The sequence below is a fragment of the Streptomyces sp. JL2001 genome, from assembly GCF_050917515.1.
Taxonomy (GTDB): domain Bacteria; phylum Actinomycetota; class Actinomycetes; order Streptomycetales; family Streptomycetaceae; genus Streptomyces.
The window spans coordinates 6,501,116-6,516,526 of record NZ_CP169421.1; the positions used below are offsets into that span (position 1 = coordinate 6,501,116).

Below are 15,411 nucleotides of genomic sequence, written 5' to 3' on the forward strand. Positions count from 1 at the left end.
CGTCAGGCCGGGGAACGGTCCCGCCTCCGCCGCGCGGCGGGGAGGACGTACGACCCTGGGGCCAGGGGGGCGCGCAACGAATCACCGCCGTACCGGGGGAGCGCGCAACGCATCGACGGTCGGTCCGCAACGGTCGCGCCTTGTCCCGGGAGAGTCCGGAACCGTACCGTTTTTGACGTCTTCCCCTTCGCTCCGGACCCCCCGAGGATCGCCCATGCCCGCGCTGCGCACCGCCCTGCTCCAGAGCTCCGGTGAGCTCGGTGACGTGGCCGCGAACCTGAAGCTCCTCGACGAGGCCGCCGCCCGCGCGGCCGCCGCCGGGGCCGGGCTCCTCCTCGCTCCCGAGCTGTTCCTCACCGGGTACGCCATCGGTGCCGACCTGGCCCGTCTGGCCGAGCCGGCGGACGGCCCCTCCGCCCGCGCGGTCGCCGCCGTCGCCGTGCGCCACGGCCTGGCCGTCGGCTACGGCTACCCCGAGCGCGACACCGAGCGGCACGGAGTCCTGTACAACGCCGCCCAGGTCTTCGGCGCCGACGGCGAGGTGCTCCTGCACTACCGGAAGACCCACCTCTACGGCGCCTTCGAGCGGCAGTGGTTCACCCCCGGAGACGACAGCGTCGTCCAGGCGGAGCTCGGCGGCCTCACGGTCGGCCTGATGATCTGCTACGACGTCGAGTTCCCGGAGAACGTGCGGGCGCAGGCGCTGGCCGGTACGGACCTCCTCCTCGTACCGACCGCGCTCATGCACCCCGCCGAGGTCGTCGCCGAATCGGTCGTCCCCGTGCGCGCCTTCGAGAACCAGATGTACGTGGCGTACGCCAACCGGGTAGGCACGGAGGGCGAGTTCGAGTTCGTCGGACTCTCCACGCTCGCCGGCCCCGACGGCACCGCCCGGGCCCGCGCCGGCCGTGGCACGGACCTGGTGCTCGGCGACGTCGACCCCGCCCTCCTGGCCGCCTCGCGGACGGACAACCCGTACCTGAGCGATCGCCGTCCCGGCCTCTACGGCTCCCTCGCCGTCTGACCCCGGCCCGCCCCGCCCGTCTCCCTCCCCAGTCTTTCCCCGCAAGGAGTCCGTACCCCATGACGTCCACGGTGCCCACCGCCGTCCAGCACACCGACGCGCAGCCGCCGATCACCATGTTCGGTCCGGACTTCCCGTACGCCTACGACGACTTCCTGGCCCACCCGGCCGGTCTCGGCCAGATACCCGCGACCGAGCACGGCACCGAGGTCGCCGTCATCGGCGGCGGGCTCTCCGGCATCATCGCCGCGTACGAGCTGATGAAGATGGGCCTCAAGCCCGTCGTCTACGAGGCCGACCAGATCGGCGGCCGGCTGCGGACCGTCGGCTTCGAGGGCACCGGCACCGACGGGCTGACCGCCGAGATGGGCGCGATGCGCTTCCCGCCCTCCTCCACCGCGCTCCAGCACTACATCGACCTGGTCGACCTGAAGACCTCGCCGTTCCCGAACCCGCTCGCCGAGTCCACCCCGTCGACCGTGGTCGACCTCAAGGGCGAGTCGCACTACGCGGAGACGGTCGACGACCTGCCCCAGGTCTACCGCGACGTCGCCGCCGCCTGGAACGCCTGTCTGGAGGAGGGCGCCGACTTCTCCGACATGAACCAGGCCATGCGCGAGCGCGACGTCCCGCGCATCCGCGAGATCTGGTCGAAGCTCGTCGAGAAGCTCGACAACCAGACCTTCTACGGCTTCCTGTGCGACTCGGAGTCCTTCAAGTCCTTCCGGCACCGCGAGATCTTCGGCCAGGTCGGCTTCGGCACCGGCGGCTGGGACACCGACTTCCCCAACTCCATCCTGGAGATCCTCCGCGTCGTCTACACCGAGGCCGACGACCACCACCGCGGCATCGTGGGCGGCTCCCAGCAGCTGCCGCTGCGCCTGTGGGAGCGCGAGCCGGAGAAGATCGTCCACTGGGCGCCCGGCACCTCGCTGCGGTCCCTGCACGAGGGCGAGCCGAAGCCGGCCGTGACGCGGCTGAACCGCACCGCCGGCAACCGGATCACGGTGACCGACGCCTCCGGCGACATCCGGACGTTCCGGGCGGCCATCTTCACCGCGCAGTCCTGGCTGCTGCTGTCCAAGATCGCCTGCGACGACTCGCTCTTCCCGATCGACCACTGGACCGCGATGGAGCGGACCCACTACATGGAGAGCTCGAAGCTCTTCGTGCCGGTCGACCGGCCGTTCTGGCTGGACAAGGCCGTCGACGACCAGGGGAACCCGACGGGCCGCGACGTCATGTCGATGACCCTGACCGACCGGATGACCCGCGGCACGTACCTCCTGGACGACGGCCCGGACAAGCCCGCCGTGATCTGCCTGTCGTACACCTGGTGCGACGACAGCCTGAAGTGGCTGCCGCTGTCCGCGAACGAGCGGATGGAGGTCATGCTGAAGTCGCTCGGCGAGATCTACCCGAAGGTCGACATCCGCAAGCACATCATCGGCAACCCGGTGACGGTGTCCTGGGAGAACGAGCCCTGGTTCATGGGCGCGTTCAAGGCCAACCTGCCGGGTCACTACCGCTACCAGCGGCGCCTGTTCACCCACTTCATGCAGGACCGGCTGCCCGAGGACAAGCGGGGCATCTTCCTGGCCGGCGACGACATCTCGTGGACGGCCGGCTGGGCCGAGGGCGCCGTGCAGACCGCGCTGAACGCCGTGTGGGGCGTCATGCACCACTTCGGCGGCGAGACGGACGCCACGAACCCGGGTCCGGGTGACGTGTACGACGAGATCGCCCCGGTGGAACTTCCGGAGGACTGACCCCGTTGGGGGAGTGGGGCGGACAGTACCGGTGCGCGAGCGGCCGCGAGAGCGGTCAGCCGCACCGTGCGAGCGGCGTCAGCAGCATCCGCCCCACCAGACCCACCGACCGGTCGAGGCGTTCCCGGAACTCCTCGGCCAGGTCGGGCAGTCCACGCAGCTGCCACATCGAGCGGGCGGCGAGCCAGGCCCCGTCGCGGGCCCGGTCCAGGCTCCAGCAGCCCAGCAGGTGCGTCAGCGGGTCCGCGACCTCCAGCAGGTCGGGGCCCGGCATCAGTTCCTCGCGGATGCGCTCCTCCAGCAGGACGAGGATGTCGCCGACGCGGTCGAACTCGTCCTCCAGCTCCGCGGGCGCGCAGTCGAGCGTCCGGCAGCTGTCCACCACGGCAAGCGCCAGGTCGTGCCCGATGTGCGCGTTGATCCCCGCCAGTGCGAACTGCAGCGGGCGGACGCCGGGGTGCCGCCGGTACTGGAAGAGCGGCCGCCAGCAGGCCGGGGCCGGGCAGCCGGTGGCGACCGCGTCGACCACCTCCAGGTACCGCTCCGCGAAACGGACGTCGAGGGTGGCGGCCGCCCGCCGGTCGGCGAAGGTGCCCGCCTCGATGGCGTGGCCGATCTCCTCCGTCACCGTCAGGTAGACCCGGTTGAACACCGCCACCCCGTCGGCGGGGTGCCAGGTCGAACGGAAGCTCCGCATCCGGTCCACCACGGGGTCGACCGCCGTGAACTGCCCGATGTACCCCGTGCCGGTCTGCTGGGTCTGCGCCATGAGGGCAGCGTTCCAGCAGCCGGGCCCGCAGGGGAGCATTCCGGGCCGGGCTTGACCGGAACGGGCGAACGGGACGCCCGCCGGCCGCCGGTCCGTCCCGCACCGGGTCCGGCCCGGGCCCCGGCGCTACGGCTTGCCCGCGCCCTCACCCGCGCCCCCACCGGCGCCCTCGTACGAGCTGGTGCCGGCGTCCAGCAGCGGTTCCTGCGCCTTGAGGTGCGCCGGGGCGAAGGCCCGCAGCACGTGGTAGCCGGTGATCACCACGATCGTGCCGAGCGCGATGCCACCGAGCTCGAAGGTGTCGGTGAAGGTCAGCTTCACGCCGCCGACGCCGATGATGATGCCCGCCGCGGCCGGCACCAGGTTGAGCGGGTTGCGCAGGTCCACCCCGGCGTTGGTCCAGATCTGGGCGCCGAGCAGGCCGATCATGCCGTAGAGGATCACGGTGATGCCGCCGAGGACGCCGCCGGGGATCGCGGCCACGACCGCGCCGAACTTCGGGCACAGGCCGAACAGCAGCGCGAAGCCGGCCGCGGCCCAGTAGGCGGCCGTGGAGTAGACCCGGGTGGCGGCCATGACGCCGATGTTCTCGGAGTACGTGGTGTTCGGCGGACCGCCCACCGCGGTGGAGAGCATCGAGGCGGCGCCGTCCGCGGCGATCGCGGTGCCGAGCCTGCCGTCCAGCGGGTCGCCGGTCATCTCGCCGACCGCCTTGACGTGACCGGCGTTCTCCGCGACCAGCGCGATCACCACGGGCAGCGCGACCAGGATCGCCGACCACTCGAAGCTGGGCGCGTGGAACGACGGCAGGCCGATCCAGTCGGCCTGCGAGACACCGGAGAGGTCGAGCCGCCAGTGGTCGGTGACCTGGCCGCTCGCGGACATCGAGTGGATCTTGCCGAAGACGAGGTCGAAGAACCAGGAGACGGCGTAGCCGAAGATCAGGCCGAGGAAGATCGCGATGCGGGACCAGAAGCCCCGCAGGCACACGACGGCCAGACCGGTGAAGAGCATCACCAGCAGGGCGGTCCACTGGTCCTGCGGCCAGTACGTCGAGGCGGTCACCGGCGCGAGGTTGAAGCCGATCAGCATGACGACGGCGCCGGTGACGATCGGCGGCATCGCCGCGTGGATGATCCGGGCGCCGAACCGCCGTACGGCCAGACCGGCCAGGAAGAGCACCCCGCCGACCACGAACACCGCGCCCGTGACCGTCGCGCTCGTGCCGCCGGAGGCACGGATGGCCGCGGCGACACCGACGAACGACAGCGAGCAGCCCAGGTAGCTGGGGACCGTGCCCCGGGTCGCGAGAAGGAAGATCACCGTGGCGACGCCGGACATCATGATCGCGAGATTGGGGTCGAGCCCCATCAGGACCGGGGCGACGAACGACGCCCCGAACATCGCGACCACGTGCTGGGCCCCGAGGCCGACCGTACGGGGCCAGGAGAGGCGCTCGTCCGGCCGGACGACGGCGCCCGGAGCGGGTGTGCGCCCGTCGCCGTGCAGGGTCCAGCGCACGCCGAGGTTCATGGGGTGGCTCCAGTTCTCCGGTTCCGGTGGCCGTGTCGTGGCCGCAGAAGATCAGCCACATGGTAGTGCGCCGCTGGTCAGCGGGGTTCCGGTGCGCTCCGCCCGGTGGCCGGTGGGCTCCGGACCGGCCTCCCGTGCCCGGCCGGACGGCCCCGCCCGGCCCGCGGGACGGACGGCGCCGCCCACCGGACGGGACCCTACGAGACCTGGCCCGAGCGGGTCGCCCGGCCGGTGCCGCCCTCCTTGCCGGGCGTTCCGGCCGTGGCCCGGCCGCCGCCGGCCGGCACGTCGGCGCCGGACGCCGGGCGGGACGCCTGGCGCAGCACCCCGGCACCGACCACCAGGCCGAAGGTCAGCAGGGTGACCAGGCCGAAGGAGACCATCAGGGAGGTCGCGTCGGCGATGCCACCGATCGCGGAGGGGGCGATCAGCCCCGAGGTGTACGTGATGGTGGCGACGCCCGCGATGGCCTGGCTCGGGTTGGGGCCGCTGCGCCCCGCCGCCGCGAAGGCGAGCGGGACGACGACCGCCACCCCGAGGCCGATGAGCCCGAAGCCGGCCATCGCGACGGCCGGGTGCGGGGCGAAGACCACGAGCAGCCCGCCGGCGGTCGCCGCGACGCCGCCGACGCGCACGGTCCGTACGGCGCCGAACCGGTCCACGACCCGGTCGCCGACCAGCCGGGCGACGGCCATGGTCAGCGCGAACGCGGTGGTGGAGGCGGCCGCGACGCCCGCCGACGAGCCCAGCTCGTCGCGCAGGTACACCGCCGACCAGTCCAGGCTGGCGCCCTCGGCGAAGACGCCGCAGAAACCGATCGCCCCGATGATCAGGGCCGACTTCGGCGGCAGGGAGAAGCGCGGGGGCGGCTCCTCGTCCGGCGCGCTCTGCAGGTCGAGGACGCCCTGGCAGCAGACGAGGCCGAGGGCGGTCAGGACGATCGCCCCGATCAGGTGGTGGAGCCGGGCGTCGGCACCGAGGTGCGCGGCCACCGTGCCGGCCGCGGAACCGAGCAGGGCGCCCACGCTCCACATGCCGTGCAGGCTCGACATGATCGACTTGTGGAGACGGTTCTCCACCTCGACGCCCAGGGCGTTCATCGCCACGTCGGACATGCCGGCGGTCGCGCCGTAGACGAAGAGTGCCGCGCACAGGCCGTAGATGTTCGGGGCGAGGGAGGGCAGGGCCAGGGACAGGGTCCACAGGGCGAGCAGGCCGCGCAGGGCGGTACGGGCACCGAAGCGGTGGCTGATCGCGCCGGCCAGCGGCATCGCGAGCGAGGCGCCGATCGCGGGGAAGGCCAGGGCGAGTCCCAGCTGTCCCGCGCTGACGCCGGCGTGGTCCTGGATCCACGGGACCCGGGTGGCGAAGCTGCCGGTGACCGCGCCGTGGACGCAGAAGACGGCGGCGACGGCGAAGCGCGCGCGTCGCAGCCGTTCGGTGCTGAAGACGGTCTCGCCCGTCATGTGCCCTCCCTCGTCGTGGTGCGCCGTAAACTATCAGGAACCCTGCCTGATAAATAGTTCGGCGACGGAACCGACGCACGAAAGTCTGAGAGGATCCCGGCATGCCCGCATCCCCGAGCACCGCCCGGGCCATCAACGACCGGCTCGCCCTGCGACTGCTCCAGGACGAGGGGCCGCTGACGGCGACTCAGCTGAAGCACCTGACCGGACTGTCCCGGCCCACCGTCGCCGACCTCGTCGAGCGGCTGCGGGGATCCGGGCTCGTCCGCGTCGTGGGGGAGTCCGGTGCCGCCCGGCGCGGCCCCAACGCCAAGCTGTACGGGATCGCCGCCGACCGCGCCCATCTCGCCGCCCTCGACGTGCGCACCCGATCCGTCTCCGTCGTGGTGGCCGACCTGCTGGGCAACACGCTCGGCGAGGCGTCCCTGCCGGTCGGGGACGGCACGGCGACGGGCCCCGCCGTGGAACAGGCGGCCGCCCTCCTCGAACGCACGGCCAAGGAGGCCGGCATCGAGGCCCTGCACAGCGTCGGGATCGGCGCGCCCGGGCTCATCGACCCGGCGACCGGCCAGCTCAACGACTCCTCGGGGCTGCCGGCCTGGCACCGGCGGCTGGTGCCCGCCCTCCAGGAACGGCTGCCGGCGACCGTCCTCGTCGAGAACGAGACCAACCTGGCGGCCGTCGCCGAGCAGCGGGTGGGGGCCGTGCGCGACCGCGACACCTTCGTGCTGCTGTGGCTCGGTCAGGGCGTCGGCGCGGCCGTCGTCCTGGACGGGCGGCTGCGGCGGGGAGCCTCCGGCGGCGCGGGCGAGATCGGCTTCCTGCCCGTGCCGGGCACCTCGGGCCTGCCCTCGGCCGGGGACTGCGCGGGCGGGTTCCACGAGCTGGCCTGCGTGGCGGCGGTCGACGCGCTGGCCGTCCGGCACGGCCTCAACCCCCGAACCGCCCTGGCCTCGGGCGACGGCCCCTTCCTCGACGAGCTGGCGGACCGCCTCGGCGTCGGCGCCGCGGCCGTCGTCTCGGTGCTCGATCCGGGCTGCGTGGTCCTCGGCGGCGAGACCGGCCACGCCGGCGGCACCGCGCTCGCGGCCCGGGTGGAGGAGCGCCTGGCCCGGCTCTCACCCCTGCGCACCGAGGTCCGGCCCACCGCGCTGGGCGACACGGCGGTGCTGCGCGGCGCCCTGCTGGCCGCCCGCGACGCGGCCCAGGACGAACTCTTCGGCCCCGCGGGCCACGACCGCGCCGGACAGGCCCGGCTGGTGCCCTGAGGGCCGTCGCGTGCGCCCGCCGGGGATCGCGGGACAGCCCTCAGGCGGCGGCGCTCCCCGGTCCGCCGCCGAAGCGCCTCGCCAGGAACTCGTCGAACGTCACCCGGCCGACCGCCGACTCCGGGGCGAGGTGGCCGCCGTGCCGCAGACCCCGGTACGCCTTGCCCGCCAGCGGCACCTCCACCAGCCGCCGGGTCCGCCCGCTCGCCTTCAGGTACGCGGCCGCCAGATCCGGGAGGCTGAGGATCTCCGGGCCGCCCATGTCCGCCACGCGTCCGAGCGGACCGCCGGCCGCGAGCTCCGCGAGGCGGGCCGCGGCCTCGGTGACCTCCAGCGGCTGGTCCCGCACGCCCTTGGGCAGCAGCATCACCGGCGGCTTGGCCAGGCCCTGGAGCAGCTGGAGGATCAGGTCGTGGAACTGGGTCGTGCGCAGGAGGGTCCAGCCGAGTCCGGACTGCTGGACCATCCGCTCCACGGCGTACTTCGCGCGGTAGTAGCGCAGCGGCACCCGGTCGACCCCGACGATCGAGATGTACACGAGGTGCGGTGCGCCGCCGGTCCGGTGCGCGGCCTGGATGAGCTGCCGCGCCGCCTCCTCGTCGCCCTTCATGATGTTCGTGCAGTGGACGACGGTGTCCACGCCGTCGAGCGCGCGGTCCACCAGGGGACCACCGCGCCGCAGGTCGACGGCGTACGGAGGGGAGTGGCGGCTCAGGACGCGCACCTCGTGCCCGTCCGCCCGCAGCCGCTCGCACACGGGGCGGCCCAGCGTGCCCGTCCCGCCGGTCACCAGGATCGTGGTCATGCCTCCAGCGTGAACGCGCTCGCCGCGGCCCGCACACGCGGGCCGCGGCGAACGCGGGGGAGGACCCGGCGGCGGCAAGGGCCGTGAGAACCGCCGCCGGGCGTTCTTCAGCGGGCCGGGTTCCCGGTGCGCCGGCGGTTCACCGGTGCACCGGGGCGGCCGGCGTCAGCAGGCGCCGAGGTCCTTCCAGACGCCCCAGTCACCGGTCGTGCCCGGCTCCTCGTTCTGGGTCCACCACTGGGCCTTCCACTTGTGGCCCTTGTGGGAGACCTCGGTGCCGCCGTTGTAGACCGTGCCGGCCACGTACGCCGGAGCCGTGCAGGTGCCGGTGGGCGGAGTGGTCGGCGGCGTCGTCGGCGGGGTGGTGGGAGGTGTGGTCGGCGCGGTGGGCGTCGGGGTCGGCGTCGAGCCGCCCGGCTCCACCGTCGTCGTGCCGCGCGCCAGGTCACCGGCGAGCGCGTAGGTGGTGCCGTTGACGGTCACCGTCCAGTTCGACGGCGTGGAGACCGGCAGGTAGTAGTTGAACGCCAGGTCCACCGTCGCGCCGGGGGCCAGCGACTGCCAGGCCGGGAGCTTCAGGGAGACCCGGTGGAAGTCGCCCTTCAGGCCGCCCACGTTGCTGCCCGTGTGGTCGCTGCTGATGACCTTCGTGCCGAAACCGGACTGGTCGGAGGCGTTGCCCGGGGACGAGGTCGCGTAGTCGAACTGGAACTCCGTGCCGCCGGGCAGCGCGGTCTGCGTGTTGTTGGTGATCCTGATCTTCGGGGTGATCGGGTAGTTGGAGTCGCCGAGCTTGAACTCGGTGAACTCCACGCCCACGTTCACGGCCTGCGTCGGCAGGGTCGCGCGGGACTTCTTCGCGCCGTACGGGGTGGCCGCCTTGAACTTGTCGTACATCAGCGAGGTGAGCGTGGAGCCCATCTCGTACTGGCCCTTGGTCGCGTTCCAGGCGTAGTCGCCGGCCATCTCCCAGATCATGGTGCCGCCGATGCCGCGGTTCACCACGTAGTCGGCCTTCGCGGCGATCGACTGCTCGTCCTCCGTGGAGAGGAAGACCTTCTTCTGCGCGTTCCACAGCCACGGCGCGACCAGCGTCGCGTCGTACTTGCGGGCGTAGGTGCCGGTCAGCGTGGTGTTCGCGGGGAAGCCGTACCGGGTGACGTAGTCGCCGACGATCCCCTTCTCGAGGTTCTTGGCGTGCCACATCGGGTTGGAGCCCGCGGGGGACTCCGCGCCGTTGGTGTCCTTGTCGTGCCAGAGGTTGTCGATGCCGACGGCACCGTCACCGCACTTGGTCAGACCGGAGCCGGCCGGGCAGGTGGTCGCGGTGGCCTTGCCCCACAGTCCGTCCGTGCCGCCCTGCACGTTCTTGTGGCCGCGGGTGTAGTACGGCAGGCCGATGTTGATCCGGCCGGCCGGCATCGAGCCGCGGAAGTAGTGGTACGCCCAGTCGGTGTTCAGGTAGCCGATGCCGCCGTACTGCGAGGAGCCGTAGACGTTCGCGGCGGCCAGCTCGCCGTCCTTGCCGTCGTCGAAGAGCGAGGCGTTCGGCCCGACGTACTCGTTCCAGGCGCCGTGCAGGTCGTAGGACATGATGTTGACGTAGTCCAGATACTTCTGCATCTGGAAGGTCTCCATGCCGCGCAGCAGGTAGCCGGAGGAGGGCGCGGCGACGGTCAGCAGGTAGTGCCTGCCGTCGGCGGCGCCGGCCCGGTCGAGCTTCTCGCGCAGCGACTTCATCAGCACCGCGTAGCTCTGCACGAGGCCCGCGCGGCGGGCGTTGGCCAGCTGCCAGTCCAGCGGGTTGCCCGCGTCCTTCATCGTCGTCGGGTACTCGTAGTCGATGTCGACGCCGTTGAAGCCGTACTTCTTGATGAAGGCGACGGCCGAGTCCGCGAACGTGTCGATCCCGGCCTGGTTGACCGAACCGTCGGCGTTGGTGGCCATCGAGTAGAAGCCGCCGGAGTTCACCCGGGCGCCGTTGTCGTCGAAGTAGCCGCCGGTCTCCGCCCAGCCGCCGACCGAGATCAGCGTCTTCACGTCCGGGTGCTGCTTCTTGAATTTGTTCAGCAGGTTGAAGTGGCCCTTGTAGGCGAAGGCCGGGTCCATCTCCGCGCCGGCGACACCGGGCCAGGTCATCCCGGTGGCCGCGTTGTTCGGGCCGTCCGTGCCGACGGAGAGCTTGTTGTCGGAACCGATGTGGCCGAACGCGTAGTTGATGTGGGTGATCTTGTCCCACGGGATGTTGTTGGCCAGGTAGGCGGGCTCGCCGTTCTTGCCGGTGCGCCAGCCGGTGAAGTAGCCGATGACCCGGCGCTGGTGGTCGGCGCCCATCTTCTCGCGGCCCTCGGTGTCGTAGACCGAGCAGTAGGGCACGTCGACGCCGGGGGTCTTGTACAGCCCGTCGGGGCGACAGGACTCGTTGTCGGCCGCGTACGAGACGCCGCCGGAGAGCGAGCTGATCAGCAGCCCGGCGACGGCCGCGCCGGACGCGAGCAGCGAGGCTCTCGCCTTCGTGGGGGACAACACGATCGGTTTCCTCCTGAATGGGGGTACCACCACACCCCCAGGGCGTAGGGGGAGTGGGCCGAACACAACGAACAAGGGGGTGGGTCGTGTTGGGCCCGTGGAGTGCGCACACCGGCGGGCCGTACCTCGGAGGTGACACGGAGATTAAGAGGACTAGACCAGTGCGTCAATAGGTCTGGACCATTTGACGTGGATGTGAGGTGCACACGGCAGGTTGTGAGCCAGGCCACAGGGCCTCGCCCGCATGGCCGACGATCGTCCGTGGCACACTGGCCCTGTATCAGCAGCAGCGCACTCCGGGGTCGGTGTAATTCCGAACCGGCGGTATAGTCCGCGACCCGTCCGCAGCCAGCGGCCGGTTGACCAGGTGAGATTCCTGGACCGACGGTGAAAGTCCGGATGGGAGGCAGTGCGCGGCGGGCGACCCCTCACGGGGCCGTCGGCCGTATTCCGCTGGTCGCGACGGCCGGATCCTCCGGCCGGCAGCCGGTCTCGCCGGCGATCGCGACGATCGGTGTACGCGCCCTCGGCGTCCCGGTGCGAGGTGTCCCACCCGCTCTCTGTCGTCATCGACAGGCCCCGGAGTCCGTGCCCGAAGAGGCAGGAGGACCCGGTGGCCGAGCAGGCCGAAGTGAACGCCATGCGCCGAGCCGTCGCGCTCGCCGCCCGCGGACTCGGCTCGACCAGCCCCAACCCGGTCGTCGGCTGCGTCATCCTCGACGCCTCCGGACACCCGGTCGGCGAGGGCTACCACCAGCGCGCCGGCGGACCCCACGCCGAGGTCCACGCCCTGCGCGCGGCCGGTGTCCTGGCCCGCGGCGGCACCGCGTACGTCACCCTCGAACCCTGCAACCACACGGGCCGCACCGGCCCCTGTGCCCAGGCCCTGATCGACGCCGGGATCGAACGCGTCGTGTACGCGGTCGCCGACCCGAACCCGCAGGCCACAGGTGGTGCGGACACCCTGCGCGCGGCCGGTGTCGAGGTCGTCGGCGGCCTGCTGGAGGACGAGGCCGAGGCGGGCAACATCGCCTGGCTCACCTCCGTGCGCCGCGGCCGGCCGTACGTCCTGTGGAAGTACGCCGCCACCCTCGACGGCCGGATCGCCGCCTCCGACGGCACCTCCCGCTGGATCTCCTCCGCCGAGTCCCGCGCCGACGTCCACCGGCTGCGCGCCGAGGCCGACGCCGTCGTGGTCGGCTCCGGCACCGCCCGCGCGGACGACCCCCACCTGGCCGTCCGCGACGTCGAGGGCGCCGTCCAGCCCCTGCGGGTCGTCGTCGACACCGAGGCGCGCGCCGTACGGCCCGGCGCCCGGATCCTCGACGACGCCGCCCCCACCCTGATCGCGATCGCCGAGGACGCCGACACCTCGCTGACCGACGTGGTGCGGCTGCCGCGGGCCGACCGCGGCCTGTCCGTGCCCGCCCTCCTCGCCGCCCTCCACGAGCGCGGCGTCCGCTCCGTGCTCCTCGAAGGCGGCCCGACCCTCGCCGCCGCCTTCGTCGCCGCGGGAGCCGTCGACCGGGTCGTCGGCTACCTCGCCCCGGTCCTGCTCGGCGCCGGCCCGAACGCCCTCGCCGACGCCGGAATCACCACCCTCGCCGACGCGTTGCGGCTCGATGTGACCGAGACCGTGCGCATCGGACCCGACCTGCGGATCACCGCCACCCCCGTCACCCCTGCCACTGCCAAGGAGCGCTGAGCGTGTTCACCGGAATCGTCGAAGAACTGGGTGAGGTCACCGCCGTCGAGCGGCTGGCGGACGCCTCCCGCTTCCGCCTCCGCGGCCCCCTGGTCACGGAAGGCGCCAAGCACGGCGACTCCATCGCCGTCAACGGTGTCTGTCTCACGGTCGTCGAGTTCGGCGACGGCGAGTTCACCGCCGACGTGATGGCCGAGACGCTTCTGCGTTCCTCGCTCGGCGCGCTCGAGGTCGGCTCCCGGGTCAACCTGGAGCGCCCGATGGCCGTCGGCGACCGCCTCGGCGGGCACATCGTCCAGGGTCACGTCGACGGCACCGGCTCGATCCTCGACCGGACCCCGTCGGAGAACTGGGAGATCGTCAGGATCGCCCTGCCCGCGCACCTCTCCCGCTACGTCGTCGAGAAGGGCTCGATCACCGTCGACGGCGTCAGCCTCACCGTCGTCGAGGCCGCGGACGACTGGTTCAGCATCAGCCTCATCCCCACGACCCTCGCCCTGACCACCCTCGGCATCAAGCGGAGCGGTGACCCGGTCAACCTCGAGGTCGACGTCATCGCCAAGTACGTCGAGCGGCTGCTCGGCCCGAACGCACGGGAGAACGTCAAGTGAACTGGCTCAACTCCGAGGCGTTCACCGTCCTCGACCAGCACATCATGTGGTCCGACATGATCGGCAACACGATCGGTCTGATCGCCCTCGCGCTCGGCTGGCGCCGCTCCATCCTCACCTGGCCCGCCCAGCTGCTCTCCGGCGTGATCCTGGTCGGCGCCTACGCCTCCGCCCACCTCAGCGGCGGCGTCGGCAAGCAGCTCCTGGTCATCGGCGTCGCCGCCTGGGGCTGGTGGCAGTGGAACCGGGGCAGGCAGCAGGCCCAGGACGGCTCCATCGCCGTCCGCTTCGCCACCTGGAAGGAACGCGGACTGCTCCTGGCGGGCGCGGCCCTCGGCACCCTCGCCGTCGGCGGTCTGTTCACCCTCTACCCGTCGCTCTCCTGGAGCCCCTGGGCCGACGCGTACATCTTCGTCGGCACCCTCGTCGCGATGGTCGCCCAGGCCCGCGGCCTGGTCGAGTTCTGGTTCGCCTGGCTCCTGGTCGACCTGGTCGGCGTGCCCCTCGCCTTCAACAGCGGCCTGGCCTTCTCCGGCCTGGTCTACGTCATCTACTTCGCCCTCGTCATCTGGGGCATGCGCGACTGGTGGCTCCGGACGCGCACGGCCTCCGCTCTGGAAGGAGCCACGGCATGAGCGCGCTTCCGCTCTGGGACGCCACCGACCTGTCCCTGGACCCCGTCGAGCAGGCCGTCCGCGACATCGCCGCGGGCCGCCCCGTCGTCGTCGTCGACGACGAGGACCGCGAGAACGAGGGCGACCTCGTCATCGCGGCCGAGAAGGCCACCCCCGAGGTCGTCGCCTTCATGATGAGCGAGTGCCGCGGCCTGATCTGCGTCCCCATGGAGGGCGACGAGCTGGAGCGCCTCGAACTCCCGCAGATGGTCGAGCACAACACCGAGTCGATGCGCACGGCCTTCACCGTCTCCGTCGACGCGTCCACCGCCCACGGCGTCACCACCGGCATCTCCGCCGCCGACCGCGCCACCACCCTGCGCATGCTGGCGAGCGGCACCCACGAAGCGTCCGACTTCGTCCGGCCCGGCCACATCTTCCCGCTGCGCGCCAAGCCCGGCGGCGTGCTGGCCCGCAACGGCCACACCGAGGCCGCGGTCGACCTCGCCCGGCTCGCGGGCCTGCGCCCGGCCGGCGCCATCGTCGAGATCGCCGGCGAGGACGGCGTCATGCTGCGCCTGCCCGAACTGGTCCCGTTCGCCCGCAAGCACGGCCTGACGATCATCTCGATCGAGGACCTCATCGCCTACCGCCGCTCCTCCGAGCCGACGGTCCGCCGCGAGGCCGAGGTCCAGCTGCCCACCGCGCACGGTGAGTTCACCGCGTACGGCTACCGCTCCACCGTCGACGGCGTCGAGCACGTCGCCCTCGTCCACGGCGAGATCGGCGAGGGGGAGGACGTCCTGGTCCGGGTCCACTCCGAGTGCCTGACCGGCGACATCTTCCACTCGCTGCGCTGCGACTGCGGCCCCCAGCTGGAGGCCTCCATGGACCGGATCACCGAGGCGGGCCGCGGCGTCGTCGTCTACCTGCGCGGTCACGAGGGCCGCGGCATCGGCCTGCTCTCCAAGCTGCGGGCCTACGAGCTCCAGGAGCGGGGCCGCGACACCCTCGACGCCAACCTGGAGCTGGGCCTGCCCGCCGACGCCCGTGACTACGCGGCCGGTGCGCAGATCCTCGGCGACCTCGGTGTCCGCAGCCTCCGGCTGATGACCAACAACCCCGACAAGATCGCCGCCCTCACCCGGTACGGCCTGACCGTCGAGGGCCGCGAGCCCATGCCGGTCCAGGCGGGCGAGCACAACCTCCGGTACCTGCGCACCAAGCGGGACCGGATGGGGCACGACCTGCCCTGGCTGGAGGCCGGCCCGGCGTCCACCTGCGGCAACCAGTAGCCCACCCCGCCCCACCCGCGGAG

Annotated in this window: 12 protein-coding genes and 1 riboswitch; of the genes, 7 read left to right on the forward strand and 5 right to left on the reverse strand. The window is 72.3% G+C overall.

Features of this window, described 5'->3' with window-relative positions; translation table 11 throughout:
* Positions 1 to 214 precede the first annotated feature (214 nt).
* Positions 215 to 1,024 carry a carbon-nitrogen hydrolase family protein gene (locus ACE1OA_RS29070; protein ID WP_432753602.1) on the forward strand — a complete coding sequence of 270 codons (810 nt, stop codon included), beginning with the start codon at positions 215 to 217 and terminating at the stop codon, positions 1,022 to 1,024.
* A gap of 59 nt (positions 1,025 to 1,083) precedes the next feature.
* Positions 1,084 to 2,793, forward strand: coding sequence for a flavin monoamine oxidase family protein (locus tag ACE1OA_RS29075; protein WP_356778121.1), 1,710 nt, complete (start codon positions 1,084 to 1,086; stop codon positions 2,791 to 2,793).
* A 55-nt stretch (positions 2,794 to 2,848) separates the two neighbouring features.
* On the opposite strand, the gene ACE1OA_RS29080 is transcribed toward ACE1OA_RS29075, so the two are convergent.
* The 3 genes from ACE1OA_RS29080 to ACE1OA_RS29090 all read right to left on the reverse strand — a co-directional run bounded on the left by ACE1OA_RS29080 (position 2,849) and on the right by ACE1OA_RS29090 (position 6,561).
* Complete coding sequence (locus tag ACE1OA_RS29080) at positions 2,849 to 3,562, reverse strand: DUF5995 family protein (RefSeq protein WP_356778119.1); 714 nt, start codon at positions 3,560 to 3,562, stop codon at positions 2,849 to 2,851.
* A gap of 126 nt (positions 3,563 to 3,688) precedes the next feature.
* A complete protein-coding gene (locus ACE1OA_RS29085) occupies positions 3,689 to 5,095 on the reverse strand; it encodes a uracil-xanthine permease family protein (RefSeq protein WP_432753603.1) in 1,407 nt (468 codons plus the stop codon).
* Between the two features lie 197 nt (positions 5,096 to 5,292).
* Positions 5,293 to 6,561, reverse strand: coding sequence for an MFS transporter (locus ACE1OA_RS29090; RefSeq protein WP_432753604.1), 1,269 nt, complete (start codon positions 6,559 to 6,561; stop codon positions 5,293 to 5,295).
* A 101-nt stretch (positions 6,562 to 6,662) separates the two neighbouring features.
* Here ACE1OA_RS29090 and ACE1OA_RS29095 point away from each other — a divergent pair, with 101 nt between their 5' ends.
* Positions 6,663 to 7,829 (forward strand): ROK family transcriptional regulator, encoded by a 1,167-nt coding sequence (locus tag ACE1OA_RS29095; RefSeq protein ID WP_432753605.1) that lies wholly within the window; start codon positions 6,663 to 6,665, stop codon positions 7,827 to 7,829.
* A gap of 40 nt (positions 7,830 to 7,869) precedes the next feature.
* On the opposite strand, the gene ACE1OA_RS29100 is transcribed toward ACE1OA_RS29095, so the two are convergent.
* Both ACE1OA_RS29100 and ACE1OA_RS29105 read right to left on the reverse strand, forming a co-directional pair.
* Complete coding sequence (locus ACE1OA_RS29100) at positions 7,870 to 8,634, reverse strand: SDR family oxidoreductase (protein ID WP_384870813.1); 765 nt, start codon at positions 8,632 to 8,634, stop codon at positions 7,870 to 7,872.
* 165 nt (positions 8,635 to 8,799) lie between these two features.
* Entirely contained in the window at positions 8,800 to 11,163 is a 2,364-nt protein-coding gene (locus ACE1OA_RS29105; RefSeq protein ID WP_356600813.1) for a chitinase C-terminal domain-containing protein, read from the reverse strand.
* A 287-nt stretch (positions 11,164 to 11,450) separates the two neighbouring features.
* Positions 11,451 to 11,580: riboswitch (FMN riboswitch) on the forward strand.
* Positions 11,581 to 11,803: 223 nt separating this feature from the next.
* Here ACE1OA_RS29105 and ribD point away from each other — a divergent pair.
* The 4 genes from ribD to ACE1OA_RS29125 are packed head-to-tail and all read left to right on the forward strand — an operon-like array spanning position 11,804 to position 15,388.
* Positions 11,804 to 12,868 carry a bifunctional diaminohydroxyphosphoribosylaminopyrimidine deaminase/5-amino-6-(5-phosphoribosylamino)uracil reductase RibD gene (gene ribD / locus ACE1OA_RS29110; RefSeq protein ID WP_432754105.1) on the forward strand — a complete coding sequence of 355 codons (1,065 nt, stop codon included), beginning with the start codon at positions 11,804 to 11,806 and terminating at the stop codon, positions 12,866 to 12,868.
* Positions 12,869 to 12,870: 2 nt separating this feature from the next.
* Entirely contained in the window at positions 12,871 to 13,479 is a 609-nt protein-coding gene (locus ACE1OA_RS29115; protein ID WP_147977064.1) for a riboflavin synthase, read from the forward strand.
* Between the two features lie 44 nt (positions 13,480 to 13,523).
* Positions 13,524 to 14,114 (forward strand): nicotinamide mononucleotide transporter family protein, encoded by a 591-nt coding sequence (locus tag ACE1OA_RS29120; RefSeq protein WP_356778173.1) that lies wholly within the window; start codon positions 13,524 to 13,526, stop codon positions 14,112 to 14,114.
* Positions 14,111 to 15,388 carry a bifunctional 3,4-dihydroxy-2-butanone-4-phosphate synthase/GTP cyclohydrolase II gene (locus ACE1OA_RS29125; RefSeq protein ID WP_432753606.1) on the forward strand — a complete coding sequence of 426 codons (1,278 nt, stop codon included), beginning with the start codon at positions 14,111 to 14,113 and terminating at the stop codon, positions 15,386 to 15,388. Before ACE1OA_RS29120 ends, ACE1OA_RS29125 begins: the two co-directional genes overlap by 4 nt.
* The last annotated feature ends 23 nt before the right edge of the window (positions 15,389 to 15,411 follow it).